Origin of the sequence: Pseudomonas sp. B3(2017), assembly GCF_002113595.1 — a bacterium.
Taxonomy (GTDB): domain Bacteria; phylum Pseudomonadota; class Gammaproteobacteria; order Pseudomonadales; family Pseudomonadaceae; genus Aquipseudomonas; species Aquipseudomonas ekonensis.
Genome location: NZ_NEIU01000014.1, coordinates 113,579 through 127,807 on the forward strand (window position 1 = coordinate 113,579; position 14,229 = coordinate 127,807).

The window sequence follows — 14,229 nt, forward strand, 5'->3', positions numbered from 1 at the left end:
TTAGATCATTTCCTCGCCGCCCTTGCCGCCGAGCACGATCTCTCCGGCTTCGGCCATACGGCGGGCGATGGTGAGGATTTCCTTCTGCGCGGTCTCCACGTCGCTGACGCGCACCGGGCCCTTGGCCTCGAGGTCGTCGCGCAGCAGTTCGGCGGCACGCTTGGACATGTTCTTGAAGATCTTTTCCTTGACGCTTTCGTCCGAACCCTTGAGGGCCAGCACCAGCACGTCGGAAGACACTTCGCGCAGCAGCGCCTGGATACCGCGGTCGTCGACGTCGGCCAGGTTGTTGAACACGAACATGAGGTCTTCGATCTGCGTGGACAGGTCTTCGTCGACCTCGCGGATCGAGTCCATGAGCTGGCCTTCGATCGAGCTGTCGAGGAAGTTCATGATGTCCGCCGCACGCTTGATACCGCCCAGGGTGGTGCGCGAAGCGTTGGAGTTGCCGGAGAACTGCTTCTCCAGGATCTGGTTCAGTTCCTTCAGCGCCGCCGGCTGCACGGTGTTCAGCGACGAGACGCGCAGGATGATGTCCAGGCGCACCTTATGGTCGAAGTTGCCCAGCACCTCGCCGGCCTGGTCCGGATCCAGGTACGCCACCACGATCGCCTGGATCTGCGGGTGTTCGTAACGGATCACGTCGGCGACGGCGCGCGGCTCCATCCACTTGAGGCTGTCCAGGCCGCTGGTGTTGCCGCCCAGCAGGATGCGGTCGATCAGGCCGTTGGCCTTGTCCTCGCCCAGGGCCTGGGTGAGCATCTTGCGCACGTAGTCGTCGGAGCCCACGCCCAGGCTGGTCTGGTCGCCGACGATGTCGACGAACTCGCTCATCACCTGCTCGACCTGCTCACGGTGGACGTTGCCCATCTGGGCCATGGCCACACCGACCCGCTGAACCTCTTTGGGGCCCATGTGGCGCAGCACTTGTGCAGCATCGGTGGAGCCCAGGGACAGCAGCAGGATCGCGGCTTTATCGACCCGGGACAGTTTGGCGACGGCGGCTCGGTTATCACTCATCTGCGTTAATCCACTCTTTCACGACCTGGGCCACACGGCCCGGGTCTTCTGCCACCAGACTCTTGATTGCGTTCAACTGGGCGTCATAGCCTTCGCTCGGGCTCGGCAGCAGAATGCTCTGCGGACCGCCGAGGCTCACGCGGTCGTTGGCCAGCTCGCCGTCCAGACCGCCCATGCCGCCCAGCTCCACGTCGCCCAGGGCCGCCAGTTCTTTGCTCTTGCCGCCGCCGGTGATGTTGTTGAGCACCGGACGCAGCACGCCGAACACCAGCACCAGGATGAACAGCACGCCCAGCACTTGCTTGACGATGTCCCAGAACCACGGTTGCGAGTAGAACGGAATATCGGCGACCACTTCACCGCGATCGGCGGAGAACGGCATGTTGATCACGCTGACGCTGTCGCCGCGGCTGGCGTCGAAGCCGACGGCGTCCTGCACCAGGCGGGTGAAGCGCGCCAATTCGTCGGCGCTCCACGGCGCACGGGTGGTTTCGCCGTTGGCCGGATTGACCTTGACCTGATCGTCCACCACCACCGACACCGACAGGCGGTTCAAGCGACCCTGCTGCTGCTTGGTGTGGCTGATGGAACGGTCGAGCTCGAAGTTCTTGGTGGATTGCTGACGCTTGTCCGCCGGGTACGGTGCGAGCATCGGCTGGCCGGTGGCCGGATCCATGATCTGCTGGCCGTTGGCGTCGACCAATGGCTGGCCCGGCTGCACCATGCCGGCGGCCGCTTGGGCGCCGCCGGTGGTCTGCGGCGCCGAGGCCGGCGACGGCGGCTGGTTGCTCAGGGCACCCGGCACGCCTTGCGGGCCGTTGCTGGCGGTGCGCTGTTCGTTGACCGACTGCTCGCTGCGCAACGCCGGCTGATCCGGGTTGAACTGTTCGGCGGTGGACTCGACGGCGCTGAAGTCGATGTCGGCCGACACTTCGGCCTTGTAGCGGTCGTTGCCCAGCACCGGCTGCAGGATGTTGTGCACGCGCTGGGTGAGCATGCTTTCCATGCGGCGGCTGTAGTCGAACTGCTTGCCGGCCATGGTCATTTCGGAGTTTTCCGCCTGGTCCGACAGCAGGTTGCCCTTCTGGTCGACGACGGTGATCTGCGACTTGCTCAGCTCAGGAACGGAGGTCGCCACCAGATTGACGATGGCCACCACCTGGCCCGGTTCCAGGGAGCGGCCGGAATACAGTTCGACCAGCACCGAGGCGCTCGGCTTGCGGTCGTCGCGCACGAACACGGAGCTTTTCGGGATCGCCAGGTGAACACGTGCGCCCTTGACGTTGTTCAGGCTGGAGATGGTGCGTGCCAGCTCGCCTTCCAGGCCGCGACGGTAGCGGGTCGCTTCCATGAACTGGCTGGTGCCCAGACCCTGTTCCTTGTCCAGGATCTCGAAACCGATGTTGCCGTCGCTGGGAGTGACACCAGCGGCCGCGAGCTTGAGCCGCGCACGGGACAGGTCATCGGCCTTGACCAGCAAGGCGCCGGAGTTCGGCTCGACGGTGTAGGGAATGTCGGCGGAGGCCAGGGTGTCCATGACCTGCTTGGCGTCCATGCCGGCGAGGCTGCCGTACAGCGGCCGGTAGTCCGGCTGCTGCGACCACAACACCACGGCGAAGCCGATCGCCACGCTCGCGGCCAGGCCGACCAACAGGCCCACCTGACGCAGCATGGTCATCTCGGAGAGGTTTTCCAGGAAGGACAGGCCGAACAGCGGCGGTTTGCCGTCTATCGGGGTGGCCTTGGCCGGAACGTTATCGGCGACTGCTTCTGCCATGACTCAATCTCGTCCTTAAACCGGCATCTGCATGATGTCTTGATAGGCCTGAACCAGCTTGTTGCGCACCTGGGTCAGAGCCTGGAACGACACGCTGGCCTTCTGCGAGGCAATCATCACGTCCGTCAGGTCGACGCCGCTCTTGCCGATCTCGAACGCATTGGCCAACTGGGTCGAGGCCTGCTGGGTGTCGCTCACTTTATTGATGGCCTGACCGAGCATGTCGGAAAAGCTGCTGCCCGCCATTTCAGGGACGGCGGCAGTCGATTTCGGCGCAGACATGGCGTCCATTTGCATGGCGCGCATATCCAGCATCAACCGATTAAATTCAATACCTTGGCTCATGGTCTACTCTCTTGGGCGGCCCGCAATTTTTTGACGCTCACTCGGCGGGTACACAGGTATTAGCAACAAGGGTGCCAGCTCACGGGCACCCTCTTCAGAAACCTTGCTTCAGACAAACGCAGCGCCGCTCACGTGGCGAACAGATACCCTTCGACATCCATGCCCGCGTCACGCATCTGCGCCAGTTTGTAGCGCAGGGTGCGGGGGCTGATGCCGAGCTTTTCCGCCGCCTCCTTGCGCCGGCCGCGCTCGGCCCGCAGGGTGTCGATGATCATCTGGAATTCGTGGCGGCGCAGGTCGTCGCCCAGGGCGCCGGCCGAATCCGCCTCGATCTCGACGTCGCGCACCACAGGAGTCGCCACGGCAGCCGCCGGCGACGGGGCGAACGTCACGGGACCGGCCAGGCAGAAATCCTGCGGCTGGATCAGGCCGCCCTGCTGCAGGATCAACGCACGCTGGATCGCGTTGTCCAGTTCCCGCACATTGCCCGGCCACGGATAGGCGACCAGGCACGCCCGAGCCTCAGCCGAGAGCTTCGCCGTGGCGTGTTTCATTTTATTGACGTGCTTGGCCAGCAGACGCTCGGCCAGCGGCAGGATATCGGCGGTGCGCTCGCGCAGCGGACGCCAGGCCAGCGGAAAAACCGACAGGCGGTAATAGAGGTCTTCGCGGAAACGCCCGGCAGCCACCTCCCCCGCCAGGTCGCGGTTGGTGGTCGCCACCACCCGGATGTCGAGGCTGATCGGCTTGCGCGCCCCGACCCGCTCCACTTCCCGCTCCTGCAGGACCCGCAGCAGCTTGGCCTGCAAGCCCATGGGCATCTCGGAAATCTCATCCAGCAGAATGGTGCCACCGTCCGCCTGCTCGAACTTGCCGGCCTGGGCCGCGATGGCGCCGGTGAACGAGCCTTTCTCGTGGCCGAACAGCGTGGCCTCCAGCATGTTGTCGGGAATCGCCGCGCAGTTGATCGCAATGAACGGCTGGCTGGCGCGGTGCGACTGCTGGTGAATGTAACGCGCCAGCACTTCCTTGCCGGTGCCGGACTCGCCGGAGATCAACACCGTGGAATCGCTGCGCGCCACCCGCGCCGCCAGGTCGAGCAATTGCGCGCTGGCCGGCTCGACCGCCACCGGGCCTTCGTCGTCCGCAGCCTCCAGCGCACCCGACGCATGCCGCGCCACCAGCGCCAGCAAGGCACCGGGCTCGAACGGCTTGACCAGGTAGTCCGCCGCGCCTTGGCGCATGGCGTCCACGGCCCGCTCGACCGCGCCGTGCGCCGTCATCAGCAGCACCGGCAGTTGCGGCTGACGGACGCGCAACAGACTCAGCAACTGGTGGCCATCCATGCCCGGCATGTTGACGTCGCTGACCACCAGACTGAACGGCTCGCGCTCAACGGCTTTCAGCGCTTCTTCGGCCGAACCCACCGCATGATGGTCGTGACCGGCAAGCAGCAGCGTGTCGGCCAGCGCTTCGCGCAACGAGCGGTCATCCTCGACCAGCAAAACCTTGATGCCCATGTCCTTCACTCAGCTCCTTGTCCTGCGGAAAACAACGGCAGGATCACCTGCGCGCACGTGCCGCGCCCGATGCGCGAGCGCAGCCGCAATTCTCCCTGATGCGCCCGGGCGACCGCCTTGACCACCGTCAGCCCCAACCCCGTGCCGGTGACCTTGGTGGTGAAGAACGGCTCGCCCAAGCGCTCCAGCACCGCCGGCTCGATGCCGCTGCCGCTGTCGCTGACGCACAGGCGCAATGTGTTGTCGCGGGTGTAGCCATGCACTTTCAGGCGCACGTCGCCGCCGCTGGCCTGAACCGCGTTTTCGATCAGATTGAGGATGGCCCCGACCAAGGTGTCGCGGTTGCACAGCAATTCGCCGGCATGGCTGTCGCACTGCCAGCGGATCGGCAAGTCCTGCACATGGGTCAGCGCCGCCGCCTGCAACGACTGCATCAAGGCATGGGGCGTGACCCGGTCGGTCAGCGGCAGCTCGCCGCGGGCGAACACCAGCATGTCGCGCACCTGGTGCTCCAGCTCATGCAGGCGCTCCTTGAGGCGCCCGGCGAAGCGCTGCTGGGTGGCGACCGGCAGTTCCTGTTCGGTCAGATGACTGGCGTAAAGCAAGGCGGCGGACAGCGGCGTGCGGATCTGATGGGCCAGCGACGCCACCATGCGCCCCAGGGAGGACAAACGCTCGTGGCGCGCCAGCTGATCCTGCAGGTGACGGGTTTCAGTCAGGTCGTTGAGCAGCACCAACTGCCCCGGCTCGGCATCCAGCGAGCGGGTGGCGATCGACAGGCGCCGACCGTTCTTCAGGGAGATTTCGTGGCCGTCGTCTTCGCGCGGCGCAAAGCAACGGGCAATGACATGGCGCCACAGCTCGCCTTCCAGCGGCAGCCCCAGCAGCTCGGTGGCCGCCGGGTTGGCTTCGCAGACAATGCCGTGGCCGTCGATGACGATCACGCCGCCGGGCAACAGGTCGAGGAGGTTCTGCAGACGGTTGGCCAGACGCTCCTTCTCCGCCAGCTCCTGCATGCGCTGGGCGCTGACCACCGCCAGCTCGCCCTTGAGCTCGGTGACCCGGGCTTCGAGCATGCTGTAGGAATCGGTCAGCTGGCTCGACATCTGATTGAACAGCGCAAACGCCTGCTCAAGCCCCTGCCGGCTCGCCTGCTCTACGGACGACGGTTGCCCCGAAGCGTTGGGGGCAGAAGACATCTGGGCGGCTTGGGGCATTGTGCTCTCTCGCATGGCTGACCGTCAGTGAAACGGAACGTTGCGAGGGCTGTAGCAATACCCGTGCCTAAAAAAAACCGCCTATAAATGAAGCACTTGAAAAACAGGCGTCAATCATCCGCCTGTTCGTCTCCGTCACGCCGGCTCATGCCGTACTTGCGCATCTTCTCCACCAGGGTGGTGCGACGGATGCGCAGACGCTCGGCGGCACGGGCGACGATGCCGTTGGCGTCATCCAGCGCCTGCTGGATCAGGCCCTGCTCCAGGCCACCGAGGTAGTCCTTCAGGTCCAGGCCTTCCGGCGGCAGCATGGCGTTGGCGGTGAAGTCCGGCGTGTGGCCGTTGATCGCGACGCGCTCTTCCAGGTCGCTGCGCAGGCTGTCGACCATCTGCTCGTCTTCGTCGTCGACGTAGCGGAATTTCTTCGGCAGCTCGGCCACGCCGATCACCCCGTACGGGTGCATGATCGCCATGCGCTCGACCAGGTTGGCCAGTTCGCGGACGTTGCCCGGCCAGCCGTGACGGCACAGCGACATGATCGCCGCCGAGTTGAAGCGGATCGAACCGCGCTTCTCGTGCTCCATGCGCGAGATCAGCTCGTTCATCAGCAGCGGGATGTCCTCGACGCGCTCGCGCAGCGGCGCCATCTCGATCGGGAACACGTTCAGGCGATAGTAGAGGTCTTCGCGGAAGGTGCCGATCTCGATCATGCTTTCGAGGTTCTTGTGGGTCGCGGCGATGATGCGCACGTCGATGCTTTGGGTCTTGTTGCTGCCCACGCGCTCGAAGGTGCGCTCCTGCAGCACGCGCAGCAGCTTGACCTGCATCGGCAGCGGCATGTCGCCGATCTCGTCGAGGAACAGCGTACCGCCGTTGGCCAGCTCGAAGCGGCCGGCACGGCTGGTGATCGCGCCGGTGAAGGCGCCCTTCTCGTGGCCGAACAGTTCGCTTTCCAGCAGCTCGGCCGGAATCGCGCCGCAGTTGACCGGCACGAACGGCGCGTCGCGGCGCTTGGAATGGTAATGCAGGTTGCGCGCGACCACTTCCTTGCCGGTGCCGGACTCGCCGAGGATCAGCACGCTGGCGTCGGTGTCGGCCACCTGCTGCATCATCTGGCGCACATGCTGGATCGCCCGGCTGGTGCCGACGAGGCTGCGGAACAGGTTGGGTTCGCGGTGACGGCCGCGCTCGCGGGCCTGGTCGTACATCTCGCGGTAGACCTGGGCACGGTGCAGGGAGTCGAGCAGCTTGCTGTAGCTGGGCGGCATTTCAAGGGTGGACAGCACGCGGCGGCGCTGGTCTTCCGGAAGGTCCACGGAAGAATTTTCGCCCATCAGCAAAACCGGAAGGAACTCATCCCAGGTTGAGAGTGTCTTTAACAAGCCCATCAGCGCACCCGGAGCATTGACCGTCCCGATCAGCACGCAAATGACCTCACGGCTCGACGACAAAGAGCCGACAGCCTGCTGCCAGTCATGGCTGCCGCAGGGCAAATTTTCTTCGCCGAGAAAATTCAAGATCACCGCCAAATCGCGGCGGCGGACGCTATCGTCATCGATCAGCAGAATTTTGGTTTCACGCCACATGCAATAGCAACTTCCCTAGTCAACTCAATGCCCGAAACGAGGGGCAAGCGAGACGCTTGCAGGACACCTTGTGCCCGTAGACGTCCGAAATCTGAAAACAGCCACTAGTTAAGTCAAAAAACCGTGCACAGTCAAATTTATGGCGCACACATCTGGATTAACTGAGGGTTAATTAACCAAACAGATGGTAAACCTTTGCCGCGTTCTTGGCTTGGTTGATCTGCGTCATCTCGTCGACTATAGCCTGACGCTCCCCCATCGCCACTTCCAGCAGATCCTTGTACACGTGCAGCAGTTGCTCAAGGTTGCTGCGCAACTCTTCCTCGTCCAGCGACGCTTCGCTCAAGACATCTTCCATGCAGGATCGGCAATCGAGGTCCAATTGCCCGATGGCCTCCCAGTTGCGCTCGGCCAGCGCGCTGACGAGCGCCATGCGGGTATCTTCGATTCGCTGCAACACAGGGCTCATGATGGCCTCCTCAGGGCTGCGCACCGGGCGCAGGCGCAATGGCGTCCCAGCCTTCCTTGACGGTGGTCAGCAGGCCTGCCACTTCGTCCAGGATGCGCGGATCGCTGCTGATGTTCGCCTCGGCCAGACGCTTCATCATGTAGATGTAAAGACCGTCCAGGTCGGCCAGCGCCTCGGCGCTGTTCTCAAGGTCCAGGCCTTCGCGCAGGCCGCTGACGATGCCGATCGCCTTGCTGATCGCCGTGCACTTGGCCGGGATGTCCTTGCGCTCGATGGCGCCCTTGGCCTGGGCGATGCGCGACAGGCCGCCTTCCATCAGCATCTGCACCAGACGGTGCGGGCTGGCTTCGGACGTCTGGGCGTGGGAGCCGACCTTCTGGTACTGCCGAAGGGCTAACATCGGATTCATGTTCTACCTCATTTGCCACAATGACTCGTATGGCCAATATATCGCCAGCGAGCCGGGAAACTTTAGACCATAAGACAAAAACCCGGCGCACGCTCAAGTGCGTAGCCGGGTTTTTGTCATTCTTGCGCGTTACTTCGCAGATTGCTGAGCGGTCAGCGACGTGAAGAACGACGTGATGTTGCTCGCCGTGGCTTTCATTTGCCCTACGAGCAAGTCCATGGCGTTGTATTTTGCGGTCAGCGTCTTGGTCAGGGCGGCCACCCGGATATCCAACGCTTTCTGCTGGTCGGAGATGTCCCGGGTATTGTTGTTCAGGATCGCGAGCCGCTGATCCAGCAAGCCCTTGGTCTTACCGTCGGCCGAAGCCTTGAGGTACGGATCCACGGACTTGCTCACCCGCGCCAGCAGACCGTTGGTGTCGTCGGTGCCGGTGAACAATAGCTGCACCTGGCCGGACGCCCCCGGAACCGCCATCGCCTTGTTGAAGGCGGTGGTGTCGAGCTTCAGGTTACCGGTGAGGGGATCGGTATTCACGCCGATTTCCGACAGGAACGAAATCTTGCCGTTGGTCTTCGTGTTGGTGAACTCGGCACGGATGCCGGCGATCAGCGAGCGCGGCAAGGAGTCGCCCGTGAAGGCGGCCTGCACGGTCAGTTTGCCGTCTTCGTCCGGCGTCGCCTTGGACAGGCTGTCGACAGTGCTCTTGAGCGTGTTGTAGGCGTCGATGAAGGTCTGGAGCGACGTCTGCAGGCCCTTGGTGTTGTTGTCGACGGTGATCGTGGTCGGCGTCGCGTTGGCGGCCACCAGGTTCAGGGTCATGCCGCTGATCGCACCGGAAACCGTGTTGCTCTTGCTGGTCACCGGCAGACCGTCGATGGTCAGCGACGCATCCTTGGCGAGACCGCCGACAGAGCCCGAGTCACCGGCCGCCGGAGTGGCCGACATGACCTTGGTGCCGTCGATTTCCAGGCCGGCGATGCCGCTGACACTCAGGTCGGAGCCCGCACCGGTCTTGTTCGAGCTGATCACCAGGCGCGAGGCGCCGCTGGCGTCGGTCACGATGTTGGCGGAAATGCCATTGCTGCCCTGGGCCGTGTTGATGGCGTCGCGGGTGCTCTGCAAGGTGGCGTTGGCCGGAATGGTGACATTGTAATCAGTGCCATTCTGACTGATTTTCAGGGTACCACTCGGAATGGCACTGGACGCACCGCCGGCGAAGGCCGCGCTGGCGACTTTCGAACCTGTGGCCAGATTGTTCACGACGACGCTGTAGGAGCCGGACACCGCGGTGTTGTCGGAGGTGACGGTCAGCGTTTCAGGCTTGCTCGACGTGGCCGTGTAACCGGCGAACGCAGGATTGGTCTTGCTGCCCAGGGTGGCCAGCGTCGACTGGAATGTGGTCAGCGCGCTCTTGAGCGTGCCCACACCCGAAATCTTCAGGGTGTTGTTTTTTGTCTGGGTATCGAGCTGCGTCTGCTTCGCTGCCTTGTCGGCATTGACCAGCGCGGTGACGATCGCACCGATGTCCAGGCCGGAACCCAGGCCGGTACCCGGTAGAATTGGACTTGCCATGTGCATCTCCCTTCAGTTTGCTGCCGGTCTTTTGACCTTTGCCAGCGCCTAAGACACTTCAAACACTATTCATGCCAGTTGTCAGACTTTGGCGTCGAACAACACGTGGCTCGCGTTGGCTAGGCTGTCTGCCAGCTTGAGCGCCTCCGCGGAGGGGATCTGTCGAACGACCTCGCCCGTCTCGCTCGCGATCACCTTGACGATGACCTTCCCGGAGTTCTCGTCGATCGAAAACTCGAGGTTGCGCTTGATCGACTGCACGAACTTCTCGATCTCCTGCACGGCCAGCTTCAACTTGGTCTCCTCGGTTTCACGGGTCTTCTTGTCCGCGACGGGGGTGACTTCAGCCGCCTTGGCAGGCTCGGACGATTTTTCAGCAACGGTATTCGCTGGCTTGGGAGCCGGATAAGACACGTTAAGCTTGACGCTCATGTCCATGTCCATCACCTCCTAACGTGAAAAAGCGAGAGAGCACGACCAGCGCACTCCCCCGCCTAAACTCATTCCGAAATTACTGAAGCAGCTTCAGTACGGCGGAAGGCAGTTGGTTGGCTTGAGCCAGAACGGAGGTCGAAGCCTGCTGCAGAGTCTGCTGCTTGGTCAGGTTAGCAGTTTCCGCGGCGAAGTCGGTGTCTTGTACGCGACCTTGTGCAGCGGTGGTGTTTTCGTTGATGTTCTGCAGGTTCTGGATGGTGCTGGTCAGACGGTTCTGCGAAGCACCCAGGTTTGCACGGGTTGCACCGATGGTGGCGATAGCGGCGTCGATAGCGGTGATCGCGTTGTCGATGTTCTGTGCAGCGCCAGTTACGGTAGCACCGGTCAGAACCACAGTACCGCTGCCTACGGACAGGCTGGCGGCGTCGAACTTGGCGCTCAGCACCAGGTCGATGTGGTTGGCGGAGCCAGTGTTCGCGCCCACTTGCAGGGTCACAGTACCAGCCGAACCGTCCAGCAGGAACTTGCCGTTCAGGTTGGTGGACTGAGCGATACGGGTCAGTTCGTCAGACATCTGAGCGAATTCGGCGTTGGTCGCGGTCTGGTCAGCGGTGCCGTTGGTTCCGTTACGGGCTTTAACAGCCAGTTCACGCATACGCTGCAGGATGTCGGTCGAAGCTTGCAGAGCGCCTTCAGCGGTCTGGGCAACGGAGATACCGTCGTTGGCGTTCTGGATGGCCTGGGTGTTACCGCGGATCTGCGAAGACATGCGGTTGGAGATTTGCAGGCCAGCGGCGTCGTCTTTGGCGCTGTTGATTTTCAGGCCGGAAGACAGGCGCTGCATCGAAGTCGACAGAGCGTCGGAAGCGCGGTTCAGGTTTTTCTGAACGTTCAGCGACGTGGTGTTGGTGTTTACAGTTAAAGCCATGACGAATTCCTCGTTGGTTGGGTACTGCGGCTTCCGGCCCTGGCAACCGCCGGGTATGGCCTAGAGAACCTTCGTAATAGTTATCGTCGGGATCGCAGGTTGCTTGAGGGCTTTTTTCAAAAAATTTGCCATCAACCTGCCACCCCTCAGAAAACAAGGACTTAGCCGTCCTTTACCCACGAAAAAATGACGTCATAAAACCGTCCGCGGCGCAAACCTGCGGGCTAGCGCCTCCGCTGCCGTTCAGCCCGGCAGGTTTTGCAGAAGGTCGACCAGTTCACATTCCATGTAATCGGCCAGCCCCAGCCAATCCTGGCGCTCCTGGCACGCCAGGATGCGCGTCAGCACCTGCATCCACCCCTGCTGGTTTTCTGCCGTTGCGCCGACCATCAACCGCTGCGCTTTCTCGAACACATCGACCATCTCCAGTGCCGCTTCGACATCCCGGCCCAACCGGAACAGCCCGGCACATTGTCGACACTCGTCGACGCACTGCTGCAACGCACTCATTGCACGAACTCCTGGTTGAACCCCGTTCCGGCGATCCTCGCCCCTGCCCGGCTGCTGTTGAGGAATGTCACCTGCGGGTGTCGGGCGATGTAGCGCTCCAGCACACAGAGGTAGCCGCGGAAGTTGAGCTGGGTCTTGACCCGCTCGCCGTTGCCGTCATGCACCCAGTGCCGCGCCTGGTTGACCGACGGCCCCAGGTCGCCGTCGTCCCAACCGGCGTGGGTCTTGTTCATCGGAAAGGCGAAGTCGGCGCCGAACAGCGTGATGCTCGCCGCGCCCATCTTCACCGCCAGGTCCACGGCGGGATGGATCACGCTGCCACCCACATGCAGCAAGGCCCGCGGGTGCCGCTCGCGCAGCTCGGCATAGACCGGGCTGAGCGAGTAGCCGCCGTAGCGCTTGCCCTTCCACGCCTTCAACACCTGCGGATCGCTCATCGGCAGGTACACCAGCGCAATACCGTCGGAGCCTTCGAACGGCAAATGCCGGAAGCTGATGCGCTGATCGATGCTCACCACGAGATCCGGCACGATCCCGTGCTCGCGCAGCGGCCGGTAAGCGGTGTCGACGCAAATGAACAGCGGGCGCTCGGCCTGAGCGCGAATCTGCGCCAACTGCTCAAGGTGTCCCTCCAGGGTCGGCCCGGTGGCGATCACATAGACCTCACGGCCGGCGCAGGTGCCGAACAGTTGCGCCACATCGTCGTCCGCCAGCAGCACCGGCAGACAATCCTGCAAGCGCTGGACAATGAACGGCGACTGCGGGTCGAACTCGCGGTTGTTGAAGCTCAGGTGCACCTCGCTGACCAGCCGATCGCGGATCTTCGCGTTGAAGTCGTCGGCCAGCAGCATCTCCGCCGGCAGGGCAAAGAACGGCGTGCAGATGTCGGAGAGATCCCCGGCGTACAACAGTTCCACCCGGACATCGTCCAGCCAGTGGCGCTGATCGAGCAGTTGCAGCACCAGCGAGAACAGCGCGCCGTTGAGGATGTGCACGTACAGCCGCTCAAGCCCCGGGCGCTCCAGCAATACCGCCGGCAAGTCCCCCAGGCCCGTGCCGTAGACATGCAGTTGCGCCTTGTCGGCCGGCAGGCTCGCCGCCTGGATCCGGGCCTCGTGCACGCGGTCGTGGCGGCTGGTGAGCTGGATGCCGGCCACGCTCAGTGTCGACCCCAGCCCCTGCGTCAACTCTGCCTGGATCGCTGAGCTGTCCTCGGCCATCAACCGCGCGGACAGCGCCGGCCAACGGCGTTCGATGACCTCGGCGTTATCCCGGAAAAACTCGCTCACTGGCACCTCGCATTTCGTTCAGGCAAAAAAATGGCGTTCAAGGTTAACCCTTGAACGCCATTTTTGTATCCGTTGTTTCCGGCCGGGCTCAGGGACGGTAGATGATCGCCGAACCCCACGACAGCCCGACGCCGAAACCGCTGAGCGCCACACGCTGCCACGACGAGTCCAGCGCATGCTTCTCCAGCAGCAGCGGAATGCTCGACGACACGGTGTTGCCGGTCTCGACCATGTCCTTGACGAACTTCTCCGGGTCGCCCTCGAAGCGCCGCGCCACGGCATCGACGATGGCCGCGCTGCCCTGGTGGATGCAGAACGCGTCGATGTCGTCGGCCTTGAGGCCCGAATCGTCGAGCAGCTCATGCAGGTGCGCCGGCACCTTGAGCAGCGCGAAGTTGAACACCTGGCGACCGTTCATGAAGAACACGCCGTCGGTGACCTTCAGGTGCGGCGCGCCGGAACCGTCGGTGCCGAACTTGGCCTTGCCCAACGCCCAGGTCGGGTCTTCGCCCATCCAGGTGGCGGTGGCGGCGTCGCCGAACAGCATGGTGGTGTTTCGGTCTTCCGGGTCGACGATCTTGGAGTACGGGTCGGCGGTGATCAGCAGGCCGTTCTTCAGGCCGGCGGCTTCCATGAAGCCCTTGATCGCATAGATGCCGTAGACGTAGCCCGAGCAGCCCAGGGAAATGTCGAACGCCGCGACGTGGGTCGGCAGGCCCAGTTTGTCCTGGACGATGGCCGCGGTGTGCGGCAGGCCTTCTTCGTCGCCGTTCTGGGTGACGACGATCAGGGCGTCGATGGATTCGCGTTTCAGGTCAGGGTTGCCGGCAAACAGCGCATTGGCCGCTTCGACGCACAGGTCGGAGGTTTCCTGTTCTGCGTCCTTGCGCGGCAGGAAGGCCGAACCGATCTTGCCGAGGATGAACTCTTCATCCTTCTCGAATTTTGCACCTTGTGCGTAATTGTCCACGCCGGCTACAGGAACGTAGCTCGCAATGCTTTTTATGCCAATCATTACGGCTTCCCAATAATAAACAGCCCAATACCACCGCTCGCAAGGATTTCGAGGGGCGCCGACAAACAAAAAACGGCCGCCGCAAAGGGCAGCCACGGGGAGCGCAAAGGGCTATCACTGGAACCGAATCACGGGCC

14 protein-coding genes are annotated in these 14,229 nt (G+C 63.0%); all 14 read right to left on the reverse strand.

From position 1 onward, the window contains the following. Entirely contained in the window at positions 1–1,020 is a 1,020-nt protein-coding gene (fliG, locus tag CAG33_RS20160; protein WP_085577812.1) for a flagellar motor switch protein FliG, read from the reverse strand. Further along, positions 1,013–2,797, reverse strand: a complete 1,785-nt coding sequence (fliF, locus tag CAG33_RS20165; RefSeq protein WP_085577813.1) for a flagellar basal-body MS-ring/collar protein FliF — start codon at positions 2,795–2,797, stop codon at positions 1,013–1,015. Before fliF ends, fliG begins: the two co-directional genes overlap by 8 nt. A 15-nt stretch (positions 2,798–2,812) precedes the next feature. Beyond that, the gene (fliE, locus tag CAG33_RS20170; protein WP_085577814.1) at positions 2,813–3,142 is read right to left on the reverse strand and encodes a flagellar hook-basal body complex protein FliE; all 330 of its coding nucleotides are present in this window, start codon (positions 3,140–3,142) and stop codon (positions 2,813–2,815) included. A 128-nt stretch (positions 3,143–3,270) separates the two neighbouring features. Further along, on the reverse strand, positions 3,271–4,662 hold the full coding sequence (locus CAG33_RS20175) for a sigma-54 dependent transcriptional regulator (RefSeq protein WP_085631314.1): 1,392 nt from the start codon (positions 4,660–4,662) through the stop codon (positions 3,271–3,273). A gap of 5 nt (positions 4,663–4,667) precedes the next feature. Then, positions 4,668–5,861 carry a PAS domain-containing sensor histidine kinase gene (locus tag CAG33_RS20180; RefSeq protein ID WP_170930048.1) on the reverse strand — a complete coding sequence of 398 codons (1,194 nt, stop codon included), beginning with the start codon at positions 5,859–5,861 and terminating at the stop codon, positions 4,668–4,670. Between the two features lie 128 nt (positions 5,862–5,989). Next, positions 5,990–7,465: a sigma-54 dependent transcriptional regulator gene (locus tag CAG33_RS20185; RefSeq protein WP_085577816.1), complete on the reverse strand. Its 1,476-nt coding sequence runs from the start codon at positions 7,463–7,465 to the stop codon at positions 5,990–5,992. Positions 7,466–7,637: 172 nt separating this feature from the next. Beyond that, positions 7,638–7,934: a flagellar protein FliT gene (locus tag CAG33_RS20190; RefSeq protein ID WP_085577889.1), complete on the reverse strand. Its 297-nt coding sequence runs from the start codon at positions 7,932–7,934 to the stop codon at positions 7,638–7,640. Between the two features lie 10 nt (positions 7,935–7,944). Further along, positions 7,945–8,343, reverse strand: coding sequence for a flagellar export chaperone FliS (fliS, locus tag CAG33_RS20195; RefSeq protein WP_085577817.1), 399 nt, complete (start codon positions 8,341–8,343; stop codon positions 7,945–7,947). 129 nt (positions 8,344–8,472) lie between these two features. Continuing rightward, positions 8,473–9,915, reverse strand: coding sequence for a flagellar filament capping protein FliD (gene fliD, locus CAG33_RS20200; protein WP_085577890.1), 1,443 nt, complete (start codon positions 9,913–9,915; stop codon positions 8,473–8,475). 81 nt (positions 9,916–9,996) lie between these two features. Next, positions 9,997–10,353, reverse strand: a complete 357-nt coding sequence (locus tag CAG33_RS20205; protein ID WP_085577891.1) for a flagellar protein FlaG — start codon at positions 10,351–10,353, stop codon at positions 9,997–9,999. A 73-nt stretch (positions 10,354–10,426) separates the two neighbouring features. Beyond that, positions 10,427–11,278 carry a flagellin domain-containing protein gene (locus CAG33_RS20210; RefSeq protein WP_085577818.1) on the reverse strand — a complete coding sequence of 284 codons (852 nt, stop codon included), beginning with the start codon at positions 11,276–11,278 and terminating at the stop codon, positions 10,427–10,429. Between the two features lie 243 nt (positions 11,279–11,521). Beyond that, complete coding sequence (locus CAG33_RS20215; RefSeq protein ID WP_085577819.1) at positions 11,522–11,788, reverse strand: hypothetical protein; 267 nt, start codon at positions 11,786–11,788, stop codon at positions 11,522–11,524. Further along, positions 11,785–13,077, reverse strand: coding sequence for a motility associated factor glycosyltransferase family protein (locus CAG33_RS20220; RefSeq protein WP_085640289.1), 1,293 nt, complete (start codon positions 13,075–13,077; stop codon positions 11,785–11,787). Before CAG33_RS20220 ends, CAG33_RS20215 begins: the two co-directional genes overlap by 4 nt. Positions 13,078–13,165: 88 nt before the next feature. After that, positions 13,166–14,092 carry a ketoacyl-ACP synthase III gene (locus CAG33_RS20225; protein WP_085577821.1) on the reverse strand — a complete coding sequence of 309 codons (927 nt, stop codon included), beginning with the start codon at positions 14,090–14,092 and terminating at the stop codon, positions 13,166–13,168. Positions 14,093–14,229 lie beyond the last annotated feature (137 nt).

What these genes read in the sequence shown, in the direction of transcription:
- fliF (WP_085577813.1), bottom strand. Translation starts at nt 2,797, where the DNA reads ATGGCAGAAGCAGTCGCCGATAACGTTCCGGCCAAGGCCACCCCGATA.
- CAG33_RS20205 (WP_085577891.1), bottom strand. Translation starts at nt 10,353, where the DNA reads ATGGACATGAGCGTCAAGCTTAACGTGTCTTATCCGGCTCCCAAGCCA.
- fliE (WP_085577814.1), bottom strand. Translation starts at nt 3,142, where the DNA reads ATGAGCCAAGGTATTGAATTTAATCGGTTGATGCTGGATATGCGCGCC.
- fliG (WP_085577812.1), bottom strand. Translation starts at nt 1,020, where the DNA reads ATGAGTGATAACCGAGCCGCCGTCGCCAAACTGTCCCGGGTCGATAAA.
- fliD (WP_085577890.1), bottom strand. Translation starts at nt 9,915, where the DNA reads ATGGCAAGTCCAATTCTACCGGGTACCGGCCTGGGTTCCGGCCTGGAC.
- CAG33_RS20225 (WP_085577821.1), bottom strand. Translation starts at nt 14,092, where the DNA reads ATGATTGGCATAAAAAGCATTGCGAGCTACGTTCCTGTAGCCGGCGTG.
- CAG33_RS20190 (WP_085577889.1), bottom strand. Translation starts at nt 7,934, where the DNA reads ATGAGCCCTGTGTTGCAGCGAATCGAAGATACCCGCATGGCGCTCGTC.
- CAG33_RS20215 (WP_085577819.1), bottom strand. Translation starts at nt 11,788, where the DNA reads ATGAGTGCGTTGCAGCAGTGCGTCGACGAGTGTCGACAATGTGCCGGG.
- fliS (WP_085577817.1), bottom strand. Translation starts at nt 8,343, where the DNA reads ATGAATCCGATGTTAGCCCTTCGGCAGTACCAGAAGGTCGGCTCCCAC.
- CAG33_RS20185 (WP_085577816.1), bottom strand. Translation starts at nt 7,465, where the DNA reads ATGTGGCGTGAAACCAAAATTCTGCTGATCGATGACGATAGCGTCCGC.
- CAG33_RS20175 (WP_085631314.1), bottom strand. Translation starts at nt 4,662, where the DNA reads ATGGGCATCAAGGTTTTGCTGGTCGAGGATGACCGCTCGTTGCGCGAA.
- CAG33_RS20210 (WP_085577818.1), bottom strand. Translation starts at nt 11,278, where the DNA reads ATGGCTTTAACTGTAAACACCAACACCACGTCGCTGAACGTTCAGAAA.
- CAG33_RS20180 (WP_170930048.1), bottom strand. Translation starts at nt 5,861, where the DNA reads ATGTCTTCTGCCCCCAACGCTTCGGGGCAACCGTCGTCCGTAGAGCAG.